The sequence below is a fragment of the Nakamurella sp. PAMC28650 genome, assembly GCF_014303395.1.
Taxonomy (GTDB): Bacteria; Actinomycetota; Actinomycetes; order Mycobacteriales; family Nakamurellaceae; genus Nakamurella.
In genome coordinates, this window is the sequence record NZ_CP060298.1 from 154,523 (window position 1) to 177,711 (window position 23,189).

Annotated in this window: 25 protein-coding genes; 10 read left to right on the forward strand and 15 right to left on the reverse strand. The window is 67.7% G+C overall.

The features are described from left to right. Nucleotides 1–14: 14 nt before the first annotated feature. The 3 genes from H7F38_RS00665 to H7F38_RS00675 form a co-directional block, all read right to left on the reverse strand. On the reverse strand, nt 15–422 hold the full coding sequence (locus H7F38_RS00665) for a DUF3151 domain-containing protein (RefSeq protein ID WP_187092423.1): 408 nt from the start codon (nt 420–422) through the stop codon (nt 15–17). Nucleotides 423–554: 132 nt separating this feature from the next. Continuing rightward, a complete protein-coding gene (locus H7F38_RS00670) occupies nt 555–842 on the reverse strand; it encodes a WXG100 family type VII secretion target (protein ID WP_187092424.1) in 288 nt (95 codons plus the stop codon). After that, on the reverse strand, nt 839–1,141 hold the full coding sequence (locus H7F38_RS00675) for a WXG100 family type VII secretion target (RefSeq protein WP_187092425.1): 303 nt from the start codon (nt 1,139–1,141) through the stop codon (nt 839–841). Before H7F38_RS00675 ends, H7F38_RS00670 begins: the two co-directional genes overlap by 4 nt. Before the next feature lie 259 nt (nt 1,142–1,400). On the opposite strand from H7F38_RS00675, the gene H7F38_RS00680 reads away from it, so the two are divergent. The 4 genes from H7F38_RS00680 to H7F38_RS00695 all read left to right on the forward strand — a co-directional run bounded on the left by H7F38_RS00680 (nt 1,401) and on the right by H7F38_RS00695 (nt 4,857). After that, on the forward strand, nt 1,401–2,366 hold the full coding sequence (locus H7F38_RS00680) for an NAD(P)H-binding protein (protein ID WP_187092426.1): 966 nt from the start codon (nt 1,401–1,403) through the stop codon (nt 2,364–2,366). Between the two features lie 10 nt (nt 2,367–2,376). After that, nucleotides 2,377–3,087: a CPBP family intramembrane glutamic endopeptidase gene (locus tag H7F38_RS00685; RefSeq protein WP_187092427.1), complete on the forward strand. Its 711-nt coding sequence runs from the start codon at nt 2,377–2,379 to the stop codon at nt 3,085–3,087. Between the two features lie 39 nt (nt 3,088–3,126). Further along, nucleotides 3,127–4,251, forward strand: a complete 1,125-nt coding sequence (locus H7F38_RS00690; protein ID WP_187092428.1) for a zinc-binding dehydrogenase — start codon at nt 3,127–3,129, stop codon at nt 4,249–4,251. A 147-nt stretch (nt 4,252–4,398) separates the two neighbouring features. Next, complete coding sequence (locus H7F38_RS00695; protein ID WP_187092429.1) at nt 4,399–4,857, forward strand: DUF2510 domain-containing protein; 459 nt, start codon at nt 4,399–4,401, stop codon at nt 4,855–4,857. A 282-nt stretch (nt 4,858–5,139) separates the two neighbouring features. Here H7F38_RS00695 and H7F38_RS00700 read toward each other — a convergent pair whose 3' ends face one another. Then, entirely contained in the window at nt 5,140–6,195 is a 1,056-nt protein-coding gene (locus H7F38_RS00700) for a transglycosylase family protein (protein WP_187092430.1), read from the reverse strand. A gap of 537 nt (nt 6,196–6,732) precedes the next feature. Here H7F38_RS00700 and H7F38_RS00705 point away from each other — a divergent pair. Next, nucleotides 6,733–7,629 (forward strand): DMT family transporter, encoded by an 897-nt coding sequence (locus H7F38_RS00705; protein WP_187092431.1) that lies wholly within the window; start codon nt 6,733–6,735, stop codon nt 7,627–7,629. Nucleotides 7,630–7,757: 128 nt separating this feature from the next. On the opposite strand, the gene fbaA is transcribed toward H7F38_RS00705, so the two are convergent. Beyond that, nucleotides 7,758–8,798 (reverse strand): class II fructose-bisphosphate aldolase, encoded by a 1,041-nt coding sequence (gene fbaA / locus H7F38_RS00710; RefSeq protein ID WP_187092432.1) that lies wholly within the window; start codon nt 8,796–8,798, stop codon nt 7,758–7,760. A 259-nt stretch (nt 8,799–9,057) separates the two neighbouring features. On the opposite strand from fbaA, the gene H7F38_RS00715 reads away from it, so the two are divergent. Then, nucleotides 9,058–10,248 carry an MFS transporter gene (locus H7F38_RS00715; RefSeq protein WP_187092433.1) on the forward strand — a complete coding sequence of 397 codons (1,191 nt, stop codon included), beginning with the start codon at nt 9,058–9,060 and terminating at the stop codon, nt 10,246–10,248. Between the two features lie 58 nt (nt 10,249–10,306). Here the strand turns inward: H7F38_RS00715 and H7F38_RS00720 are convergent, their stop codons facing one another. From H7F38_RS00720 to H7F38_RS00735, 4 genes are all read right to left on the reverse strand, one after another. Beyond that, nucleotides 10,307–11,383 carry a LacI family DNA-binding transcriptional regulator gene (locus tag H7F38_RS00720; RefSeq protein ID WP_187092434.1) on the reverse strand — a complete coding sequence of 359 codons (1,077 nt, stop codon included), beginning with the start codon at nt 11,381–11,383 and terminating at the stop codon, nt 10,307–10,309. Between the two features lie 4 nt (nt 11,384–11,387). Next, nucleotides 11,388–12,341: a carbohydrate ABC transporter permease gene (locus H7F38_RS00725; RefSeq protein ID WP_187092435.1), complete on the reverse strand. Its 954-nt coding sequence runs from the start codon at nt 12,339–12,341 to the stop codon at nt 11,388–11,390. Continuing rightward, nucleotides 12,338–13,546 carry a carbohydrate ABC transporter permease gene (locus H7F38_RS00730; protein ID WP_255498192.1) on the reverse strand — a complete coding sequence of 403 codons (1,209 nt, stop codon included), beginning with the start codon at nt 13,544–13,546 and terminating at the stop codon, nt 12,338–12,340. The genes H7F38_RS00725 and H7F38_RS00730 overlap by 4 nt, the downstream gene beginning before the upstream one ends. Nucleotides 13,547–13,686: 140 nt before the next feature. Then, entirely contained in the window at nt 13,687–15,192 is a 1,506-nt protein-coding gene (locus H7F38_RS00735) for an ABC transporter substrate-binding protein (RefSeq protein WP_187092436.1), read from the reverse strand. A 388-nt stretch (nt 15,193–15,580) separates the two neighbouring features. Here H7F38_RS00735 and H7F38_RS00740 point away from each other — a divergent pair, with 388 nt between their 5' ends. Together H7F38_RS00740 and H7F38_RS00745 are read left to right on the forward strand one after the other, a co-directional pair. Then, entirely contained in the window at nt 15,581–16,273 is a 693-nt protein-coding gene (locus tag H7F38_RS00740; RefSeq protein WP_222618352.1) for a SigE family RNA polymerase sigma factor, read from the forward strand. After that, on the forward strand, nt 16,270–16,500 hold the full coding sequence (locus tag H7F38_RS00745) for a hypothetical protein (protein ID WP_187092437.1): 231 nt from the start codon (nt 16,270–16,272) through the stop codon (nt 16,498–16,500). The genes H7F38_RS00740 and H7F38_RS00745 overlap by 4 nt, the downstream gene beginning before the upstream one ends. 314 nt (nt 16,501–16,814) lie before the next feature. Here the strand turns inward: H7F38_RS00745 and H7F38_RS00750 are convergent, their stop codons facing one another. Beyond that, on the reverse strand, nt 16,815–18,212 hold the full coding sequence (locus tag H7F38_RS00750; RefSeq protein ID WP_222618626.1) for an FAD-linked oxidase C-terminal domain-containing protein: 1,398 nt from the start codon (nt 18,210–18,212) through the stop codon (nt 16,815–16,817). Between the two features lie 157 nt (nt 18,213–18,369). Here H7F38_RS00750 and H7F38_RS00755 point away from each other — a divergent pair, with 157 nt between their 5' ends. Next, a complete protein-coding gene (locus H7F38_RS00755; RefSeq protein WP_222618353.1) occupies nt 18,370–19,038 on the forward strand; it encodes a DedA family protein in 669 nt (222 codons plus the stop codon). 141 nt (nt 19,039–19,179) lie between these two features. Here the strand turns inward: H7F38_RS00755 and H7F38_RS00760 are convergent, their stop codons facing one another. The 4 genes from H7F38_RS00760 to pyrE form a co-directional block, all read right to left on the reverse strand. Next, a complete protein-coding gene (locus H7F38_RS00760; RefSeq protein ID WP_187092438.1) occupies nt 19,180–19,458 on the reverse strand; it encodes a hypothetical protein in 279 nt (92 codons plus the stop codon). Nucleotides 19,459–19,462: 4 nt separating this feature from the next. Further along, nucleotides 19,463–19,723 (reverse strand): hypothetical protein, encoded by a 261-nt coding sequence (locus H7F38_RS00765; protein ID WP_187092439.1) that lies wholly within the window; start codon nt 19,721–19,723, stop codon nt 19,463–19,465. 80 nt (nt 19,724–19,803) lie between these two features. Continuing rightward, nucleotides 19,804–20,418, reverse strand: a complete 615-nt coding sequence (locus H7F38_RS00770; RefSeq protein WP_187092440.1) for an RNA methyltransferase — start codon at nt 20,416–20,418, stop codon at nt 19,804–19,806. Nucleotides 20,419–20,510: 92 nt separating this feature from the next. Next, nucleotides 20,511–21,089 (reverse strand): orotate phosphoribosyltransferase, encoded by a 579-nt coding sequence (gene pyrE / locus H7F38_RS00775; protein WP_255498194.1) that lies wholly within the window; start codon nt 21,087–21,089, stop codon nt 20,511–20,513. A gap of 158 nt (nt 21,090–21,247) precedes the next feature. Here pyrE and H7F38_RS00780 point away from each other — a divergent pair, with 158 nt between their 5' ends. Continuing rightward, the gene (locus tag H7F38_RS00780; RefSeq protein WP_187092442.1) at nt 21,248–22,294 is read left to right on the forward strand and encodes an alpha/beta hydrolase; all 1,047 of its coding nucleotides are present in this window, start codon (nt 21,248–21,250) and stop codon (nt 22,292–22,294) included. Between the two features lie 87 nt (nt 22,295–22,381). On the opposite strand, the gene H7F38_RS00785 is transcribed toward H7F38_RS00780, so the two are convergent. After that, nucleotides 22,382–23,152: an SDR family oxidoreductase gene (locus H7F38_RS00785; protein ID WP_187092443.1), complete on the reverse strand. Its 771-nt coding sequence runs from the start codon at nt 23,150–23,152 to the stop codon at nt 22,382–22,384. Between the last annotated feature and the right edge of the window lie 37 nt (nt 23,153–23,189).

The following is a 23,189-nucleotide window of genomic DNA, read 5'->3' on the forward strand; positions in this document are numbered from 1 at the left end:
GCGGCAAATGCCTGTCAGGGCAGCATGTTCGACGGGATGTGCGGATCCGCGTCCAGCAGGAACGCGGTGATCCGGGCGACCTCCTCCCGCTCCTCGAACAACGCCGCAGCCTGACCGAGCGCGGACAGGGCGCGCAGGAATCCGCGGTTGGACCCGTGGGACCACGGCACCGGGCCGGCCCCCTTCCAACCGTTGCGGCGCAGCTGATCCAGGCCGCGGTGATAACCCACCCTGGCGAAGGCGTAGCCGGCGACGTCATCACCGCGGTCCAGTGCCGCCTCGGCCAACTCGGCCCAGACGAGGCTCGAAGTGGGATGACGGCGGGCGACCGACTCGGCGGAGTCACCGGCGGCCAGTTCGGCCTCCGCAGGGTCGACGGGCAGGGTGACCGGAGGCGGTCTCAACAGGTTCGGTCCATTCATGGTGCTCATCCTGCCCGTACCGACCGGCAGACCCGTACCAAGCTGCCGGCCCGAGCCGCCCCTACCGGTCGGCGAGGACTCCTGGACAGGGCCTGCGCGGCGCCTCGGACGCAGACCCGTGCTGATCCCGGGCTACACCGGGAACTGCGCCGCCAGCGCCCGGTCCACCTGCTGGTAGTGGGTCCGAGCGTCGCCGACCGCCTGGGCCAGCGAGCGCAGGACCAGCTGACGATCGGCGGCGGCGGTGTCCCACCTGGCCTTGATCATCCGGAAGGCGGCCAGGGCCTCGGCGCTCATGTCGGCCGTCGAGGCCACCGTGGAGTCGAGCCGGTCGAGATGCGACTCGATCCGACCCCAGGTGGCCACCAGCCCGTCGTGCCCGGCGGACATGACGCCATAGTTCGCCCTGATGGTGGTCATGGATGCGCACCTCCCATCGACTGGGTCAGGCTCTGCTCGGCCTCGTCGAACCGGCGTCCCGTGGTCAGCAGAGTCGCCCCTTGGCCGAGCAGCGCATCCTTGAGCTGCCGGGCCTGGTCCAGATAGCCCTCCATGACGGCGGCGAACCGCGGCGCCGCCGAGTCGGACTGCCAGCCCGACCTGATCGCGGCGAGCAGATCGTCCATCACACCGATCTCCCTCAGGAGCAACGTCGCCACCTCCGTGACGCCTGCCCCCGCCGTGGCGATGCGGTCCGTGCTGATGGTGATGCCGTCCATGCCGTTCCTCCCCTTGCTCGGTCGCACTCCCCGTCCTGCCTGCGTCGATGATCCCCGGCTCCCGAGCGTCGACGACGATGGAAGTCACAGTTGTGGATGGTTTGGAGCATGGGGACAACCGGTAACTCTGCAATTGCTGGCCGCAGTCCTTCGATCTGCAGCGATCCCGATCGACACCAGGCACGATGGGGTACGGAACGACCCGCTCGACGCAGGTCGGCGCGGCCCGGTCCGGTCAGCCGGAGAGAAGAGGACACGCATGGGGTTACGAGTTCTTGTCACCGGAGCATCAGGATTCGTCGGGTCCCGGCTCTGTCCGGCGTTGATCGACGCCGGACATCAGGTCAGGGCCATGACCAGATCCCCGCAGGACTACACCGGCCAGGGCGAGGCGGTCGGTGGGGACGTCTCGATCCCGGACACCCTGCCCGCTGCCCTCGCGGACATCGACGTCGCCTACTACCTCGTCCACTCGCTGGACTCCGGCGACTTCGTGCAACGCGACGCCGACGCGGCGCGGGCGTTCGGTGCAGCGGCCGCCGCTGCCGGCGTCGAACGGATCATCTACCTGGGCGGTCTCGGCGCCGACGACGAGAAGCTCTCGGACCACCTCAAGTCGCGCCGGGAGGTGGAGGATCTGCTGGGCGAGGCCGGGGTCCCGGTCACCGTCCTGCGGGCCGCGATCGTCGTCGGGCACGGCGGCATCTCCTGGGAGATCACCCGCCAACTCGTGAAGCACCTCCCGATCATGGTGGCCCCCCGCTGGGTGAACACCCGGACGCAGCCGATCGCCCTGCCGGATGTCATCCGGTACCTGGTCGGCGTCCTGGAGGCCCCGGAGGCACGGGGCGCGACGTATGACGTCGGCGGCCCGGAGGTCCTGCGGTACGTGGACATGCTCAAGCGTGCCGCAGTCATCCAGAACAAGCGGACCCTGCCCCTGTTCATCATTCCGCTGCTGACCCCGCGGCTCTCCTCCGGTTGGCTCACGCTGGTCACCGACGTGGACTTCGAGACCGCCCGCAACCTGATCGACTCGATGTCCAACGAGGTGATCTGCCACGAGGACTCGATCACCAAGGTGGTGCCCGGTGAATTGATGGGCTACGACGATGCGGTCCGCCTGGCCCTCGCAGAGCGCGCCGCAGAACTCGAAGAGCAGGACGCCGCCAAGACGCCCGAGAACGAGGGGGATGAGCACTCCCGCCGGAGTCCCGCGAAATGAGCGGGCGCGCATGAACCTCGCCGACACGCGGCTCGGTCGCCTGGTGCGACCGACGCTGATCGACCGCGTCAACCGGGACCACCACCAGAGCGATGCCGCCTTCCGTCGTCGACGCATCGTGGTCGCCTTCACCACCGTGATCGGCGCCACCCTGCTGGGGATCTCGTTGGCCGTGCGACCCGCGGACCCGGCCTTCTACCCCCTGACGATCGGGCTGGCCGCCGTCTGGGTGGCCGGCGGACTGCTCTCCGGCCCGCTGCACCTGGGATGGGCCGACTCGCCGAAGGGAATGCGCCGGCCCATCATCACCCCGGTGCTGATCGGTGTGGCCGTCGGCGTCGTCTTCGTCCTCGGGGCCCTGGCGGTGCGCGAGATTCCTCCGCTGCACCGGGTGGTCGACTCGGTGCTGGCCCACGCCAGGTTCGGGTCACTCCCCCTCGTGGCCCTGGTGACGTTGCTGAACGGCATCGCGGAGGAGGTCTTCTTCCGCGGTGCAATGTTCGCGGCCATCGGCGTCAAGCGGCCGGTGCTGATCTCGACGCTCGTCTACGGCGTGGCCACCATCGCCACGGCTAACTACATGCTGGTCTTCTCCGCCCTCGTCCTGGGTGTCGTCCTGGGCCTTGAACGCAGAGCCACCGGGGGTGTGCTGGCCGGGATCCTGACCCACGTGACATGGTCGACGATCATGCTGTTCGTCCTGCCGCCGTTGTTCGCCTGAGCCTCCGCCTTCCGGAGGGTCGTCCCGAGGGAGTCGTCGATGAAGATCTCCAGTGCGGTGCTGCGCGCCACCGGCGTCGATCGTCCCTACGACGCCACCCGGCCCCTGACGGTCGAGGAACTGGAGTTGGACGGTCCCGGACCCGGCGAGCTCGCGGTCCGCATCGAATCGGCCGGCGTCTGCCATTCCGATCTGTCCGTGCTGACCGGGCAACGGCCGCGTCCGCTGCCGATGGCGCTCGGGCACGAGGCGGCCGGTGTGGTCAGCGCGGTGGGTGTCGGTGTCGACGACGTGCACGTCGGCGATCACGTGGTGCTGGTCTTCGTCCCCAGCTGTGGCGTCTGCGAGTACTGCCGCAGCGAGCGGCCGGCACTGTGTCCGGTGGGCGGCGCGGCGAACGGCCGGGGTGAGCTGATCGGCGGTGGACGCCGGCTGAGTGACGCCGCCGGCCCGATCCAACATCACCTCGGCGTCTCCGCGTTCGCCCAGTACGCCGTCGTCGACCTGTCGTCGGCAGTGGTGATCGATGACGACGTCCCCTTCGACGTGGCCGCCGTCCTGGGCTGCGCGATGCTGACCGGCTTCGGTGCCGTGCACAACACGGCCGGGGTCGCCGCGGGTGAATCGGTCACCGTGATCGGTCTCGGCGGTGTGGGCCAGGCGGCGATCCTGGGCGCCGTCGCCGCGGGCGCATCCCCCGTGGTGGCCGTCGACCCGGTCGGGCACAAGCGTGACCTCGCAATCGGCCTCGGAGCCACCCACGCCTGCGCACCCCAGGACGCCGCCGATCTGCTGGCCGACCTGACCGGCGGCGGAACCCGTTGGGTCTTCGAGGCCGTCGGGTCCGCTGCCGTCATGGAGCAGGCCTTCGCGCTGACCGGCCGCGGCGGGACCACGGTCTCGGTCGGGTTGCCGGCACCTGATGCGGTGCTCCATCTGCCGGCCCTGGCGTTCGTGGGGGAGGCGAAGACGCTGACCGGTTCCTACATGGGATCCTCGGTGCCGCAGCGCGACATACCGAAGATGGTGCGGCTCTGGCGGTCCGGCCGGCTGCCGGTGGAGCGGCTGATCAGCGACGTGCTGCCGTTGGGCGACATCAACGTCGCCTTCGAGCGTCTCGCCGATGCACAGGCGGTCCGGCAGTTGATCCATCCGCACGCCTGATCGGTCCCGCACGGGTCGATCTGCAACGATCAAAAGGACCGTCCGCACCCGATCGGCGGGGAACCGTACGGGATCGTTCGCCGTCGTAGCATTCAGGTGGCCCGGTACCGGGCCATGGAAACGTCACGTCTTCACACGGGGGTCCTCATGACTGCGCCTACAGCCGGCTGGTACAGCGATCCGAACGGAGCGCCGACGTTGCGGTACTGGAACGGAACAGCCTGGACCGACGCGACCCAGCAGGCCCCGTCCCCGGCCGTCCAGTCGCCGTACGGGCAGGCAGGCCCCTATGGCCAGACGGGCACCTACCCGGGGGCTTTCCCGGCGGGCCCGAATCCGTCGTACGCCTACCCGCCCGCTCCGACACCACCACCCGGCGGTGGTGCCGCGGCCGGCCTCTGGGCCCAGAACAAGACGTCCTTCATCACGGTCGCGATCTGCATCGTCTACCTCGTGATCGCCGGTTTCTCGCATCTGGTGTTCTTCGGGATCCTGCCGGTCCTCTACACGGTGAGGTCGTTCCAGGCGAAGGAATCGCTGGCCTGGTTGGCCGCTGCCGTCACCGTGGTCACCATCGGATTCTCGATCTGGCGCACCACCCACTGATCAGGCGTGCTCTACGGAACGTAGTCAGGTCCGGTGTCAGTCCACCATTTGCCCCGGACGCCAGAGAGGCCCAAGTCGGCATGACTTGGGCCTCTCGGGCACCGATCCCATCCCGGGCATCGGGAGGAGATCGGGCGTCTGGTGCGCCCGTTGGACGCTCACTACTGGTTCGTCGCCCTGGCTCCAAAAGATGTTACGGATTCAAAGAAAGTTTCTGGCGCAATCTCAGAATTTGTTGATCGGCCTACTCCTATCACCGTCAGTGACGGCGCCGAGGTCCGATCACGCCTTCGCCTTTCCCTGCCAGGCCGCCTTCCACGTCCTCGGACCGATCAGGCCCGATCCGGCGAGACCGTTGCGGAGCTGGATGTCCCTCGCGGCCCTCGCGGTGTTGCTGCCGTAGTAGCCCGAACCCACCAGGTCGTAGCCGCGGTGGCCCATCTGCATCTGCCAGCAGGCGAGAGCCTGATCGTAGGAGCCGGCGGTGAACGACTCCTGTGGCCAGGCCGGTGCGTTCTTCGCGCCCACGTGGCACGCGGCTGCCGTCAGCCCGGGCCAGATGTCGCCTGCCGGCGCCGGGGTGGGGACGGGAGCCGGTTGCGGCTTCGGTGTCGGCTTCGGTTGCGGCTTCGGTGTCGGCTTCGGGGTCGGTGTGGGCGTCGGCTTCGGCGCGGTGGCACCCCAGGCTGCTGCCCAGGTGGCGGCGTCGATGACGTCGCTCTGGCGGAGACCCGACCTGCTCTGCAGGTCGTGCACCGCGGCGAGCGTCTTGGCCCCGAAGTAGCCGGTGCCGGTGAAACCGTAGCCGCGGGACGCCATCTGCTTCTGCCAGCAGACCAGAGCGCGGTAGGTGGTGCCCTGGACGAAGGTCGTGCCGCCCCAGGCGGGAGCGGTCGAACTCCCGACGTCACAGGTGCTCGTCGGAACCGGCGTATAGGTGCCGGTGCCACCACCGGAGATGTAGGCACTGTCGGCCATCGAGGGAACCACCCCGGAGGCACCCATGGAGTCCTGCTGGAGCCCGGCCAGCGAGGCGCAGGTCCACGGACTCCATCCGCGCATGCGGTACAGGTACAGGGCGCGGTAGTCCTGCTCGGTCGGACCCGCGTTCGCGGGGGACCCGGAACCGCCCACCGACTGCCAGGTACTCAGGTCGAACTGATAGGCGCCGTAGTAGCCGTTCCCGGTGTCGATGCTGTAGTTGCCACTGGACTCGCACTGGCGCAATGACGCCCAGTCCGATGCCGACGGGTCGGCGGAGGCCGATGACGTGACGAAGACGGTGATTCCGGCGAACAACGCCGCGATGGTGGTGCCTAGTGCCAGCGCTCTGCGCACGGGCGGTCCCTTCCGGCCGCCCGACGCATCGTCATGAGAGCAAACGAGCAGGCCGCAGCCGACCGGCAGATGGGGGGACCCCAGCGCACGGGCGGGCCACCAAGACCCTCACGTTCGCATCGCGGCGATGCCTCTTCCCCTTGCACGACACCGCCTCGACCGCGCCCCCGCTCGACCAATCATGTAGCGCAGAACCCGACACCGGGGTGTGCGGAGCGGGGAGCCACGACCACCGGTCGGCGCCCTGGACGGGCACCGCACCTACCGTAGATCACCAGTCACACAAGTCACAAGACTCCCATAAAACACATCCTGCCCTCTGGATATCATTCATCCCACTTGCGACACGCCGTTCACAGTGTGAATCACAAAGATGTCATTTACGGCCGATCGTGGCTCGGTCTCGAGCTCGAACGTGGGATACAGCGGAAAACTATTAGCCACACCGGCGAATTCTCGGTAGATATACTGCCTATCCGACGGACCGGCGGTCAACTAGGCTGATTACTCCGGTCGCCCAACACGAGAGCTGGCACGATGACACGGCGTGGTTGGATCCTGTTCGCGTCGCTGAGCCTGATCTGGGGTATCCCCTATCTGTTGATCAAGGTGGCGGTGGCAGAGGTCGATCCGGTCGTGGTCGCCTTCGGTCGGACCTTCATCGGCGCTCTTCTGCTGCTCCCGATCGCGATCAGGCAGAAGGCGTTGAGACCGGTCGTCGCCCGCTGGAGATGGCTGCTGCTCTACACGGGGGTCGAGATCGTCGGCCCCTGGTGGCTGCTGGGCCACGCCGAGACCAGGCTCACCAGTTCAACTGCCGGCCTGCTGCTGGCGGTCGTACCGCTGATCGCGGCCGTCCTGCTCGTCAGCCTCGGTCACGACCGATTCGACGGCCGCCGACTGCTCGGCCTCGGCATCGGGCTGGCCGGAGTGGTCACCCTGGTCGGGCTGGACGTCCACCTCGACGACCTGTTCTCGGTCGGAGCCGTGATGATCACCGCTGTCGGGTACGCCACCGGGCCGATCATCATCAACCGGAAGTTGTCCGATCTGCCACCGATGGGCGTCATCACGGCGTCCCTTCTCGGGGCGGCGCTGATCTTCGCGCCGTTCGCGATCTGGCTGCGGCCGGAGCGCATCACCGCGGCCGCCGGCTGGTCGGTGATCGGACTGGCGACGCTGTGCACCGCCGTGGCGTTCCTGGTCTTCTTCGCGCTGATCGCCGAGGCCGGACCGGCCCGCGCCACGGTCATCACCTACATCAACCCGGCGGTGGCCATCCTCCTGGGCGTGCTGGTCCTGCACGAGCGGTTCACGGTCGGGATCGCCATCGGCTTCCCGCTCGTCATCGCCGGCTCGTTCCTGGCCACCGCCAAATCACGCCGCAAGCCCGCCACCACGGATCCGCTGGAGGAACCGGTAGCGGCCTGCTGACACGTACGGACCCACCCTGCATGGATCAACTTCGCTCTTATGGGACTGGAGTGACAGAAGTCATCACTTTCGTCCATGCCTGCGAAGTTGATCCACGCCTGCGAAGTTGATCCACGCCCAGAGGGGGGCTACTTCTTGGCGCCCGGGGAGGTACCGGCGGAGCCCAACTGCTGGCAGGCCTCGACCACGCGGGCAGCGAGTCCGGCCTCGCCGAGCTTGAGGTAGGAGCGCGGGTCGTAGGCCTTCTTGTTGCCGACCTCGCCGTCGATCTTCAGCACTCCGTCGTAGTTCTGGAAGAAGTGACCGACCAGCGGGCGGGTGAAGGCGTACTGGGTGTCGGTGTCGATGTTCATCTTGACCACGCCGTAGGACACCGCCTCGGCGATCTCCTCCGCCGACGAGCCGGACCCACCGTGGAAGACCAGGGCGAACGGCTTCGATCCGGCGGGCAGGCCGAGGTGTGCGGCGAGCGCGTCCTGGCCCTCCTTGAGCACGGAGGGGCGCAGCTTGACGCCACCGGGCTTGTAGACGCCGTGCACGTTGCCGAAGGTGGCGGCCACGATGTAGTTGTTGGCCTCCGGTACGCCGAGGGCCTCGACGGTCGCGATGAAGTCCCCGGGAGAGGTGTACAGCTTGTCGTTGATCTCGTGCGCGACGCCGTCCTCCTCGCCGCCGACGACCCCGACCTCGATCTCGAGGATGACGTTGGCGGCCTTGGTCAGGGCCAGCAACTCCTTGGCGATGACCAGGTTCTCGTCCAGCGGCACCGCGGAGCCGTCCCACATGTGCGACTGGAACAGCGGCAGTCCACCGTTGCGAACACGCTCGGCGGAGAGCTCCAGCAGCGGCCTGACGAACTCGTCCAGCTTGTCCTTCGGGCAGTGATCGGTGTGCAGAGCAACCGTGATGTCGTAGCGTGCGGCCACCACCGCGGCGAACTCGGCCAGCCCGACGGCCCCGACCACCATGTCCTTGACCGAGGTGCCCGAGGCGAACTCGCCGCCCCCGGTGGAGACCTGGATGATGCCGTCGCTGCCGGCGTCGGCGAAGCCCTTGATGGCTCCGTTGATGGTCTCGGAGGAGGTGATGTTGATGGCCGGGTAGGCGAAGCCACCGTCCTTGGCCCGTTCGAGCATCGCGGCGTACGTCTCAGGAGTTGCGAGGGGCATGGGGATCCTTTCAGGGGGCCGCGACGGGCGGCCGTTCCTTGAAGTCGCTGACGTCGGGAGCCGACGGGTCGCGGATCATTATCGCGCACGCCACGAGACCGGTGCGCACCCCTGATCGAAACGATTCGACAAGATGCTTCGACAGGCGCACAATCGAGGACGACGCAGTGCCGGACATCGGGGTCCCGCCATCCGCACCACGGACGGCGAGCAGCAACTCCCCACCACCAGCGCCCCACCCAGCTCCAGGAGACCGGCAATGCCCCGCGCCCTGATCGCCCTCGCCATCGGTGCCTTCGCCATCGGCAGCACCGAATTCATCGTCATCGGCCTGCTTCCGCAGATCGCCGCCGGTGTGGGCGCGACCGTCCCGGCGATGGGACTGCTGATCACCGGCTACGCGATCGGCGTCGTGATCGGGGCCCCGACCCTGACGGCCCTGTCGAGCGTGCTGAGCACCCGGCAGACCCTGATGGCGTTGATGGGCGTGTTCGTCGTCGGCAACACGCTGTCCGCCCTCGCCCCCAGCTACTCCGTGCTGATGGCCGCCAGGGTGCTGACCGCGCTCGCGCACGGTTCCTTCTTCGGGGTCGGCGCAATCGCGGCCCGGCGGGCGGTCGCACCGGAGAAGGCCACCAGGGCCATCTCGATGATGTTCCTGGGCCTGACCATCTCCAACGTGATCGGCGTGCCCGCCGCGACCTGGCTGGGCCAGCACATCGGTTGGCGCTCCATCTTCGCCGGGATCGCCGGCCTCGGCATCGTCACCGCGGTCGCCCTGCACCGGTGGCTGCCCGACGATGACATCCGCATCGACCTCCGCTCCGAACTCGGCGCGTTCCGGCGCAAGCAGGTCTGGTTCGGTCTCGGCATCACCACCGTCGGGTTCGGCTCGCTGTTCGCGGTCTACAGCTACATCAGCCCGATCCTGACGACCCTGGCCGGCGTCCCCCAAGGGGGCGTGACGATCGTGCTGGTGCTGTTCGGTCTCGGTACCACCGCCGGAGCGCTGGCCGGGGGCTGGCTCGGCGATCGCTGGGGGATGAAAGCCGTTGCGGGAGGCCTGTTCGTGATCGCCCTGTTGATGGCAGCGTTCACCGTCACCTCCCACCACGCCGTCACCGCGACCCTCACCCTGGTGCTGTTCGGCCTGGTCGGCTTCGCGCTCGGGCCGATCGTGCAGAACCGCATCATCGAGGCGGCCGGCGCCGGCGGCAGCCTGGTCTCTGCCGCCAACCAGGGTGCCTTCAACGTGGCGAACGCCATCGGGGCGGCCGGTGGCGCCTACGTGATCAAGGTCGGATACGGATACGCCGGCACCATGTGGGTCGCGGCGGGCCTTGCCGCCGCCGGTTGCCTGATGGTGCTGTACTCGCTGACGCTCGTCGGACGTCGGGTGACGAAGACCGCCATCGCCGACCGGGTGCTGGTCGACAACCGAGCTGGTTGACAGTCGAGCTGACCGGCCGGCCGACCCGGCCGGCCGACCCCGTCATCAGGCCCGGTCGTCAGACTCCGGTCGGCAGACCCCGGGCATCGACGCGCGGCGCACAGGTCGTCCGCCGCGTGATCAGTCCGGGGTTCATCCGGACCACCTCCGGCGCGGCCGGTTCGTTGATGCGCACGTGGTCCAGCAGCATCCGCGCGGCGATCCGGCCCTGGTCCCGCACCGGCTGTCCGATGGTGGTCAGTTCGAAGAGGTAGGACATGTCGTGGTTGTCGACCCCGATGACCGAGATGTCCTGCGGCACCCGGAGTCCGTTCTGCCGGGCCGCGTAGATGATGCCGAAGGCGACCTCGTCGGACACGGCGAACACCGCCGTCGGCATGAGTTCCACCCTCTTGCCGGTCTGCTCCCAGAGGTTGATCAGTGCTTTCGACCCGCCCTCGATGGAGAACCCGGTCATCCCGACCAGACCCGGATCGACGGGAATTCTGTTCTCCTGCAGGGCTTTTTCGAATCCGCGCTCGCGGTCGGCAGCCACCGTGAACCCATACAGGCCGTCCGGATCGTGTCCGAGGAATGCGATGCGCCGGTGGCCGAGTCGAATCAGATGGCAGGTCGCGGAATAGCCGACCTCGATGTCGTCGACCAGCACCCCGGAGACGCCCGGGATGATGGAACCGACGGTGACCAGCGGGATCCGCAGATTAACCAGCGAGGACGGCTGCAGTCCCAGCGGGACGTTGAGCCCGAGGATGCCGTCGACCCGCTTGTGCAGGGCCCGGGTGTCGATCACGCCCACGGCGTTCGGCGCGGCGTTGGCGCCGAGCGGGTAGAGCAGGGTGTCGTAGCCCTGCTCCCCGACCACTTCCTGGGCACCCTCGATGACGGCACTGAAGAACCAACGGGAGATCCACGGCGCCATCACACCGATGGCGCGGGTGCGGCCGGTCGTGAGGGCCGCCGCCGAGGGCGAGGCGTAGTAGCCCAGCGAGGCGGCGGCCTTCTCGACGTTCTGCCTGGTGCCCGCGGACACTCCGGGAAGCCCCCGGAGTGCCCGCGAAACCGTTGCCGGCGAGACGCCGGCCAGTGCTGCGACTTCGACGATGCCGATCATCGGGGCGAACCCGTTGTCGGCCATCAGATCAGCCCTTGACGCTGCCGGCGAGCAGACCGCGGACGAAGAAGCGCTGCAACGAGAGAAACACTGCGAGCGGGACCAGCATGGCGATGATGGCGGCGGCCGGGATGACATCGGCTGCCGACTGGAACTGCGTCGTCAGGTTCTGGATGCCGGCCGTGATCGGCCTGGTGTTGTCACCGGAGAAGGTCAGCGCGACCAGGAGATCGTTCCAGACCCACAGGAACTGGAAGATGCCGAACGAGGCGATGGCCGGCACCAGCAGCGGCATCAGGACCTGGAGGAAGATCTTGACGTGGCCGGCGCCGTCGACGCGCGCCGCCTCCACCAGCGACGGTGGGATCTCCTTCATGAAGTTGTGCAGCAGGAAGATCGCCAGCGGGAGACCGAAGATGGTATGGGACAACCAGATCGACCAGAACGACTCGTTGAGACCGAACTTGATGTAGATCGTGTTGAGCGGGATCAATGCCACCTGGATCGGCACGATCTGCAGGGCGAAGATCGCCACGAACAAAAAGTTCTTGCCCTTGAAATCGATCCAGGCGAACGCGTACGCGGCGAGCAGGGCGAGTGCGATCGGGATGACCACGGCCGGCAGCGTCACCACGATGCTGTTGAGCAGGTAGCTCGACAGCGGCGAGGTGTTGCCATTGCCGGTCCAGGCGTGGGTGTAGTTCGAGAAGGTGAACCCGTTGCCCGCGAAGAAGTGCCACCAACCGCTGGTGATGCTGGCGGCCGCCGGGTTGCCGTTGACCGTGATCGGACCACGGACCGAGTTGACCAGCAGGCCGATCGTCGGGACCGTCCACGCAACGGCAATGAGGATCGCGAGGCCGGACGCCCACGGCGACGTGAGCTTGGTCTTCGCGTCGGCGGCCCGCATCTGAGCCTTGAGCTTGCGCCCGGACAGCACGGGTTCGGGAAGGACGACCAACGGAGGATTGGTGGTAGTCATCGGTTTGCGTCCGCCTTCTTCATCTGTCGTACGTTGAACACGATCACCGGCGAGACGATGATGAAGATCATCACGGCCAGGGCACCGGCCAGGCCGGGCTGACTGCTGGCATTGTTCGAGTAGAACGCACTGGCCAGGATGTCGTTCTTGGTGATGCCGTTGCCGAGGACAAGGACCAGGTCGAAGGTCTTCAGCGAACTGATCGCGATGGTCGTGATGACCACCACCAACGTGGGCCGGATGGTCGGGATGGTGATGCTGCGGAACAGCCGTATGCCGGTTGCCCCGTCGATCTGGGCGGCCTCCACGATGTCGTCTGGCACGGCCTTGATGGCCGCCGACAACAAGGTCATCGCCAGGCCCGCCTGGATCCAGATCATCACCACGATCATCGCCAGGGTGCTGACCGGCGACTTGATCAACCAGTTCTGCGGAGTACCCCCGAAGGCGGTGAACAACGCGTTGCCCAGTCCGACCTGACCATGCCCCTGATCGGAGGGCTGGTAGTAGATGTATCGCCACATCACGGCGGCAGCCACCAACGAGATCGCGGTGGGCAGGAAGACCAACGCCTTGGCCGCAGCTTCCAACCGGATCCGGTCCACCAACACTGCATAGACCAGGCCGAAGGCGGTGGCGAAGATCGGCACCAGGAAGATCCAGGCAATGGTGTTGTAGAAGATCGGCGCGTTGGCAGCATTGAAGAAGTGGGTGTAGTTGGTGAACCCGGTCCATCCACTCGAGTCACCGGCGCCGTTCACCTTCTGGAACGAGGCGATGATCGTCCGGACGGCCGGGTAGAGCAGGCCACCGGCAAGTGCGATGACCACCGGGCCAAGGAACCCGGCGACGACGGTGCCGTTGGGTACCCGTCGGTGGTCCACGAGCCACAGGATCAGACCCATGACGGCCACGAACAACGCGATCACGACGATCATCACGACGATCTTCTGGATCGCGGTCGTCGGGTCGAACAGCGTCCTGGCCACCCACCCGTGGGTGAATGCCTGGCCAGTGTTGTAGAGGAAGCCCTTGCCGTCCGAGCTGGTACTGCTGCTGCCGGAGTAGACGATGAAGCCGACGATGAAGGCGACGACGAACCAGACGACCGGGGTCAGCCAGCCGATCGTCTTGTCCGGCCGGTTCCGCTCCGGCATCGTTGCCGGCGGTGGACCTTCGGTCCGAGTGGGTGTGGTGGTGCTCAAGGGTCCCTCCAATCAAAGAATCCACGTGCGGTACGGGGTCTCACTGCGATGCGGGGGCCGTAACCCCAGGCAGGCGCACCCCAGAGGTTCTCGGGTGCGCCTGCCTGCCGGGCACTAGCTGTTCACTGCGACGACCGGCGTCAGCTGGTCGGCCATGCGGCGTCGATCTGGGAGAGCACGCTGGCATCGTCCTGACCGGTGATCCAGTTCGTCAGCTGCTTCCACTCCGCACCCGAACCGACGGCCGCCGGCATCAGGTCGGAAGCGTCGAAGCGGGAGACGGCCTTCGGGTCCTGCAGGATCGTCACGGACAGCTTGTTGATCGGATCCGCGACGTTCTTGATGTCCAGGCCCTTGTTGGCCGAGATGCGGGACTTCGAGTTCTTCGACTGGTTGTTCGCCCAGTGCGAGGTCGTCAGGTACCACTGGAAGGCCTGGACCTCGGGGTTGCTGGAGAAGGCGGCGACGAACTCACCGGCCACCTCGACCGGCTTGCCGAAGGTGTCGCCCATGGTCGGCTCGTAGAAGGCGTAGATGTCGCCGGTCGGAGAGACCACGGGAGTGCCCTTGAAGTTGGTCTCGTAGAACGAGGCCTGCTGGTGCATGTAGCACTTGCCCGACTGGATCGGCAGACCGCCGTCGGCGAAGGCGGTGGTGGCGATGGAGGCGACGTCACCGATACCGGCGTTGACGTACTTCGGGTTCTTCCAGATCGAGGCGACCGTGGCCAGCGCCTTGGCGATCTGCGGATCGGAGAACTTCACCTTGTGGGCGACCCACTGGTCGTAGACGTCGGGGCCGGCCTGACGCAGGACGACCTCTTCGAGCCAGTCGGTAGCGGTCCAACCGGTGGCGGAACCGGACTCGACACCGGCACACCACGGCTTCACACCGGACGAGTCAGCGGCGATCTTGTCGGACAGCGCGATCATCTGGTCCCAGGTGGTCGGAACCTGATATCCCTTGGCCGCGAACATCTTCGGCGAGTACCAGACCAGCGACTTGACGTTGGCGCCCAGGGGGGCGGCGTAGAACTTGCCACCGATGGTGCCGTAGGTCTTCCAGCCCTTGTCCCAGTACTTGTCGACGTTGGCGGCGACCGCGGCCGGAGCGGCGACGACCTTGCCGGTGGCGACGAGGGTGGCCAGCAGGCCGGGCTGCGGGACGAACGCCAGGTTGGCCGCGTTGCCGGACTTCGCCTGGACGACGATCTGCTGCTCGAAGTTCTTGTCCGAGGTGTACTTGACCGTGGCGCCGGTGCAGGCGGTGAAGTCTGCCCAGGACGACTCGAGCTGCTTGCCCTCGTCACCGGTGATGCCGGCGTAGACGGTGATCTGCTTGCCCGAGATGTTCGGCCAGGTCGCCTTGAGGTACGGGCAGTAGGTTGCGTCGTCGCTCAGCGCCGTCGCGTTGCCGGAGCCAGAGGTGGAGACCCCGGACGTGGCAGGGGAACCCGAGGTGGCAGGGGAACCCGAGGTCGCGACCGAAGCCGACGACGGGGCAGCCGAAGCAGCCGAGGACGGGGCAGCGGCCGACGACGAAGCGGCGGAACTGCCGCTGGTGCTGGCGCCCGCGCTCGCGCTGGAACTGCTGCTGCATGCGGACAGGACCAGCGCCACTGCGCCGATCCCTGCGATGGTGGCCATCGCCTTACTAGCCGACGTACGAGACACTCGGCCGCCTCCGTTTCTTGGGGAAAAAGTCGTGTGAGGGTGCTCACAACAAGGGCAATGAAAGCGTTTTCAACGCCACTTGGCAAGTCCAGAACGGTGATCCTCCCGTAACGATTGCGTAACCCAACCGGCGTTCTTGTCACAGTTGGATCGCGGACGGCCCCCTCCGGAGGATCAGATCGGGCATGAATCTTCTATGAATCAGACCTGGATCGGGGCCCCTGACCTGCAGGGACCTGGCTGCGCGTGGCGGGTCGGGGCTGACCTGCGGCGAACCACCCCTGTCCGGCCCGGACTCGTGTCAGGATCGTCGTGGAAATCTCGAAAAAAAGCGACGAGTCGGGAGAGGGGCAGCGAGGCGATGACCATCGATGGCCCCTGGGTCGAATCCGTCGAGTCTGCGGTCGAGCGGACCCTGGGCACCCTGTCCCAGCTGAATCCCGACTACGCACGCCACACCGCGATGGTCGACGGGGGAGCTCCCACCTCGACCCTTCCGGGAACGACGGCCACCCCCGCCGTCCCCGGTGCCGTCCCGTCCGTCAGCCCGGCCGTGGTCCCGGTCGTCAGGGCGGCCGTGACGATCGACGACATCTACCGCACCCACCGGATGGGAATGGTCCGGCTGGCCATCCTGCTGGTCGACGACCAGGCCAGCGCCGAGGACGTCGTGCAGGAGGCCTTCGCGGGTCTGTTCCGCAACTGGGGCGGGCTCCGCGACAACGCCGCAGCGATCGGCTACCTCCGCACGGCCGTGGTGAACGGGTCACGATCGATGCTGCGGCGCCGGCGCACCGCGCGCGCCTACGTGCCGCCCCATCCGGGCACCGAGCGGTCCGCCGAGTCGCTGGCGCTGTTGACGGCCGAACACCAGGCGGTCGTCACCGCGCTCGGCGATCTTGCACCCCGTCAGCGCGAGGTACTGGTCCTGCGCTACTACGGCGGGCTGTCCGAGGCGGAGATCGCCGAGGCCACCGGGCTGTCGAAGGGAACCGTCAAGTCCACCGCGAGCCGGGCGGTCGCCAAGCTCGGCGACATCATGCGCGCCCGGTGACCCTGCCAGGTCAGCCTCCCGGTCCGCGTCCGGGCGACCCCGGTGCGGAGCGGATCCTGGCCCAGGCGTTGCGGGCGATGGCCGGTGACGGCCGGCAGCCCCGGGCGCCGGACGAGGCGCAGACCGGCGGTCACCTCCGGCTGACCCGGCTGCAGATCCTGCTGATCGCCGTCATCGCCGGGTTGCTCATCGGGATCACCATCGGCCTGCTCAGCCTGCTCTCCTGACGCGCCCGCGTCGATCTCCCGGTCTGTCCAGCCTGCTCGGTCTGCTCGGTCTGCCCAGCCTGCTCGGTCTGCCCAGCCTGCTCGGTCTGCCCAGCCTGCTCGGTCTGCCCAGCCTGCTCGTATGACCGGCGACCCGGCGGTATGACGCTCAAGTGTCCTACCGGATCGTTGCAGGTCATACGACAGGGCGGCGGTCCTACCGGACGGCCCAGGTCCTACGGCACGCCGACTCCCCTACGAGACAGCGCAGGCCAGGCAAGGCGGCGCAGGCCAGACGAGACGGCCACGGGCTCGCACAAGATCCGGCCGGGTCGTCACTGCATCGCGAACATCGACCCCGGGTTGAAGAGTCCGCCCGGGTCCAGGGCGTTCTTGATCCTCCGGTGGACGTCGATGCCGATCTCGCCGATCTCCGTGGCCAGGAAGTCCTGCTTGATGCGTCCGACGCCGTGTTCGCCCGTGACGGTGCCACCCAACGCCCGGCCGGCGTCCAGCATCAGCCCGAACGCCAACTCCGCCGCCTTCGTCTGGGCCTCGTCGGACGCGTCGTAGACGATCGTCGGGTGCATGTTGCCGTCGCCGGCGTGACCGACCACACCGATGGTCAGGCCGACCTGGGCGGAGATCTTCTCGCAGGCGGAGATCAGAGCCGCGATCGCGGTGCGCGGCACGCTGACATCGTCGGTGAGCCACGTCCCGTAGAGCTCTAAGGAGTTGAGCACGTCCCGCCGGGCCTGCAGCAGCATCCGACCCTCGGCGAGATCGTCGGTCACGTAGGCGAACGTCGCGCCGGCGTCCACGCACACCCGCTCGAGATGCTCCATCTCGAGCCGGCCGAGCGCGCCACCGGAGTCTGACTGGCCCAGGAGCAGGGCCGCCGGCGTCTCTCCGTCACCCAGCAGCTTGGCTCCGTTCTTCGCCTCCACCGCCCTGATGCAGGTCGCGTCCATGATTTCGAGGAGCGAGGGCACCAGCCCGGCCCGGATGGCCCCGGAGACCGCCTCGCCCGCATCCTCCGGCGAACCGAAGGCCGCGACCAGCGTCACCGGAGCGGCCGGCGTCGGCCGCAGGGCGAGGGTGGCCTCGGTGATCACGCAGAGCGTGCCCTCGGAACCCACGAAGAGCTTCGTCAGGTCGTAGCCGGCGACGCCCTTCACCGTCCGCCGGCCGGTCCGCAGGATCTCACCGGACGCCAGGACCACTTCAAGGCCCAGGACCGCGTCGGTGGTGACGCCGTACTTAACGCAGCACAGGCCGCCCGCGTTGGTGGACAGGTTGCCGCCGATGGTGCACCAGTCGTAGGAGGAGGGGTCTGGAGCGTAGAAAAGACCCTTGGCCTCGACCGCCCTGCGGAAGTCCAGATTGACGACACCGGGTTGCACGACCGCGAGCCGATTGCCCTCGTCGATCTCCAGGATGGCCTTCATCCTGGTCATCACCATGGTAATCGCGCCGTCGACCGCGTTGGCGGCGCCGGTCAGCCCGGAACCGGCTCCGCGCGGGACGATCGGCACACCGGCCGCCCCACACAGCCGGACCACAGCCGACACCTGCGCCGTGTCGACCGGCATGACCACGGCCAGCGGCCGGCCGCTGGGTGCCAGCGGCATCATGTCGCGGCTGTAGGCCGAGGTCACGTCGGGATCGAGGATCACGCCGTCCGGGCCGAGAACCGCTTGCAGGTCACCGAGCAGGTCTGAGCTGATCTCCATCCCGAAACGGTAGCCGAACGGGCGGCCGGCGGCCGGTCGGGCGTCACCCGCTGCTGCGCTGGCACCTCCGGCAGTGCTGCTCACCTGCGGTGTTCCTCACGTCCGCGGTACGGCGATCTCAGCGGATTGTCAGAGTTCCCCCGGTATCGTCTCCGGTGTGAACCCCACCCACCTCGCCGGCATCCTTCCGTCCTGGCTCAACGCCCAGGGCCTCGTCGACTCGATGGGTTCCTGGGCCCTGCTGGTCATCGCACTCATCACCTTCGCCGAATGCGGAATCCTGATCGGGTTCTTCCTGCCCGGCGACACGCTGTTGTTCATCTCGGGTCTCCTGGTCGCCACCCACAAGTTCCACGTGAACCTGTTCCTGACCATCGTCATCCTGGCCGTCGCCGCGTTCGTCGGGAACCTGGTCGGCTACGCGATCGGCTACAAGGCCGGGCCGCTGATCTTCGACAAGCCGAACGCCAGGTTCTTCAAGAAGGAGTACGTCGAGAAGTCCAGTGCCTTCTTCGACAAGTACGGCAAGGTCGCGGTGATCCTGGCCCGCTTCGTGCCGATCGTCCGCACCGTGGCCACCGTGATGGCCGGTGTCTCGAAGATGAACGTCCGGCTCTACACCCTGTACTCGGCCATCGGCGGGGTCATCTGGGTGGCCGGCGTGACCGTGGCCGGCTACTTCCTCGGCCAGATCAAGTTCATCGCCGACCACGTCGACGTCATCCTGGTCGGGGCCGTCGTGGTGGTCGTGCTCATCTCCGCCGTCCCCGCGTTCCTGCACCTACGCCAGCGCAAGCGCGCCCAGGACGTCACCGGCGCCAGCTGATCCTCCCGTTTGGCGTGGATCAACTTCTCGGGCATGGACCAACTTCTCGGGCATGGACGAACTTGACGACTTCTGCCCCTCCCGTACCAAATCATCAACTTTGATCCATGCCTGGCAAGTTGATCCACGCCGGTCCCGGCCTCAGGGAGCCGGGCGATACTTGGCGCACAGAGCGGCCGGCCCTGAAAGCGGAACGCCGAAGTAGCTGATCCCGCCGTTGCACAGCGGCTCCGGGTCGTCGGTGGAGATCGAAGAGATCTGATGACGCACCGCGAACACCACGATCAGCAGCAGCGCCGCGATTCCGACGACCAGGATGCGGCCGGCCCACCGGCGGATCATCACCAGCAGCACGACGGCGACGGCCCCGAGCCCGGCCAGCAACCAGGTCAGCCAGGTGACGGCCGAGTCGACGTTCACCGGTCTACTTGCAGGTCGGGTAGGTCACATCGATGCCGAAGAACTTCGGATGCGATGCGCAGGTCGAACTGTGGACGTTGTTGGCGAAATCGACGACCCTGGACCGCTGCTGCCAGCCGAAGAAGACGATCAGGGCTGCGAGCACCAGGGTGATGATCTTGCCGACGATCTTCTTGATGATGATGGCCAGGACGAGGCCGACGACCGCCACCGCGATCAGCACCCACGTCGCGGTGCTCTTGATGGTCTGCACGTCGAGGTTCACCGGGGAAATCTACCGTCCCGGACCCTGTTGCGAGTGTGAGTTCGAGCCGGCCGCACGGGGGTCGGTCACGACCCCGGCCCTCACCACGACCCGGCCAGATCGGCGTGCTGCCGGATCCACGCATGCATGGCGATGCCGGCCGCGACCCCGGCGTTGATCGAGCGGGTCGATCCGAACTGGGCTATCGACACCGTCATCGCCGCCGCCGCTTTCGCCTCGGGAGTCAATCCCTGGGACTCCGAGCCGAACAGCAGCAGAGCGTCGCGCGGAAGAACGGCCGTCTCGATCCGGACGGATCCCGGAACGTTGTCCACCGCAACGACGATCAGTCCCTGCTGTTGCGCATGACGGACCAGCGAGTCGACGTCGGCATGGTGGTCCAGATGCTGGTAGCGGTCCGTCACCATCGCACCACGGCGGTTCCACCGACGCCGACCGACGATGTGGACGCGGGCCGCGGCAAAGGCATTCGCCGTGCGCACCACGGTGCCGATGTTGTGATCGTGGCCGAAATTCTCGATGGCCACCTCGAACGGGTACCGGCGCAGGTCCAGATCAGCGACGATCGCCTCTCGGCGCCAGTACCGGTACGCGTCGACGACGTTGCGACGGTCGCCGCCGGCCAGCAGTTCCGGATCGAGCCTTGGATCCTCGGGCCAAGGGTGCGGAGCCGGACCGACGCCGACCTCAGGCATCGCGGTCCACTCGGTAGGTCCACGCCCGTCCACGCCCGGCCCGTCCGGCCCGTCCGGCCCGTCCGGTAGGTCCACGCCCGGCGCCGGGCGGATCAGCCCAACCCCAGATCGGCCAGACCCAGCAGGTACCGGTAGCTCAGGCCCTGGGCGGCCAGCACCTGATCGGCCCCGGTGTCCCGGTCGACGATGGTCGCGACACCGACGACCTCGGCACCGATCTCGCGAAGCGCCTGGACCGCCTGCAGTGGTGAGGCACCGGTCGTCGTGGTGTCCTCGACCACCAGCACGCGCCTGCCCACGACGTCAGGACCCTCGATCTGTCGTTGCATGCCATGGGATTTCGCTGCCTTGCGAACGACGAAGGAATCGATCGGACGGCCCGGGGCGTGCATGATCGCCGTCGCCACCGGATCGGCGCCCAGGGTCAGCCCGCCGACCGCGGCGAAGTCCCAGTCTGCGGTCAGCTGTCGGAGCAACACCCCGATCAGCGGACCCGCTTCGTGCTGCAGAGTCGCCCGGCGTAGATCGACGTAGTAGTCGGCCTCCCGACCGGAGGACAACGTGACGCGGCCGTACACGACGGCCAGGCGGGAAACCAGCTCGGCCAGTCGGGCCTTGGCGGCGGCGTCCGGAACAGGGGCCTGCGCAGCGGCTGAGGATTCGGCGGTCACTGCCCAAGCCTGACACATCGAGTCGCCGGCGACCTGGTCAGGCGTCCGACCCGAACCGCGGCCCCGGCGCGCGGAATTTGCGTCCGACCCGGCCGCCGCCGGCCACCCCGGAGCAGCCTGGTTGGATCGGGGCGACCCGATTTGCGTTGGAGGACTACATGGCCGAGTACCCGAACATCGCCGTGAACATGGTCGCCACCCCGGAACTGGCGGTGTGCGTCCGCGAGGTGGCGAATCGGATGGACGGGCGGCCCGTGATCTTCGTCCACGGCAACGTGTCCTCCTCGGTGTTCTTCTTCCCCGTGATGGCCGGCCTCCCCCACCACGTCCGGCCGATCGCCATCGATCTGCGTGGTTTCGGCGGCACCGACACGCGCCCGGTGCACGCCACCAGAGGGCTGTCCGATTTCGCGGACGACGTCTGGGCGACCATCGATGCCCTCGGCCTGCCCGAGGTGGACCTCGTCGGCTGGTCGATGGGCGGCGGCGTGGTGATGCAGATGATCCTCGACCGTCCGGCGGCGGTGAGGACGGCGACCCTGATCAACCCGGTGTCGCCCTTCGGATTCGGCGGCACCACCGGCCTCGACGGTGCGCTGATCTCACCCGACGGGGCCGGAAGTGGCGGCGGCACGGTCAATCCCGACTTCGTCAGGGCACTCCAGGAAGGAGACGAGAGCGACGCGCCCGGAGCTCCACTGCACGTTCTGCGATCGTTCTACGTCGCTCCGGGTTGGGATCAGAAGGACGAGGAGCTCTACCTGCGATCGATGCTCGCCACCAGCCTCGGCGACGACAACTACCCGGGCGACGCGGTGGCGAGCGACAGCTGGCCCGGCACCGCGCCCGGTACCCGCGGTGTGCTGAACACCATGTCACCCACGTATCTGGACCTGTCCGGCATCGTCGACGTGGACCCGAAACCGCCGATCCTCTGGATCCGCGGCGAAGCGGACCAGATCGTCTCCGACGCCTCGCTGTTCGACCTCGCGCAGCTCGGAGCACTCGGCGCCGTGCCGGACTACCCCGGCGTCGAGACCGTTCCGCCGCAGCCGATGGTCGGCCAGACCCGGTCGGTCCTGGACGGCTACCGCTCGGCCGGTGGCGACTACACCGAGGTCGTGGTCCCGCAGACCGGGCACTCGCCGCACATCGAGAAGCCCGACATCGTGCTCGCCGCACTCCGCGTGCATCTGGGAGCCTGACGGCCGCGCTCACGAACGGGTCGACTCGCGTCCCATCCGTCCCAGAACCGCGAAGTTGATCAGCGCCGGCGAAGTTGATCAGCGCGGTCAGGTCCGCTGGCTGTTGTTGACCTTCGAGGCCACCCTCCTGACGACGCCGCGCGGCAGCAGGCGCACCAGGACGGCCATCAGGGCGTAGAGCCGGCCGGGCACCGACAGGATCCGGTTGGCGCGCAGATCCGCCAGCGAGGTCACCACCAGGTTGTCGATGTCGACGTACCGACCGGGACTGGTGCCGGACATGTCGATCGAGGCCCGTTCGTGGAACTCGGTCCTGACGAACCCCGGGCACAGCGCCTGCACCCGCACACCGGTGCCGGCCAGCGACATGGCCAGCCCCTCGCTCAGGCTGATGACGAAGGCCTTCGACCCGGCGTAGGTGGTGCCGCGGCCGGGGACCAGCCCGGCGACGGACGCCACGTTGATCACAGCGCCGTGGCCGCGCGCCACCATGCCGGGGAGTGCCGCGCGGGCCAGCATCGTCACCGCCGTGACGTTGATGTCGATCTGGCCCTGCAATTCGGCCTCGGTGGCATGCAGGAAGTCCTTGCCGAGTCCGACACCGGCGTTGTTTACCAGCAGGTCGACCGGCTCCGCCGTCAGCCGGGCCACCACCGCGGCGCGCTGTTCGGCGACCGTCAGGTCGGCGGAGATCACCTCGACCTCCGGGGCCCCGAACGAGAGCAGCGCCGCACGGCTCGTCTCCAACCGGGCCGCATCACGGGCCACGATCACCAACCGGTAGCCGGAGGCGGCAAGGTGACGACTGAATGCGGCTCCGATGCCGGCGGTGGCGCCGGTGACCATGGCGGTGGGCATGACCCAAGGTATCCGAGCAGCCGACCGCGCGGTCCGA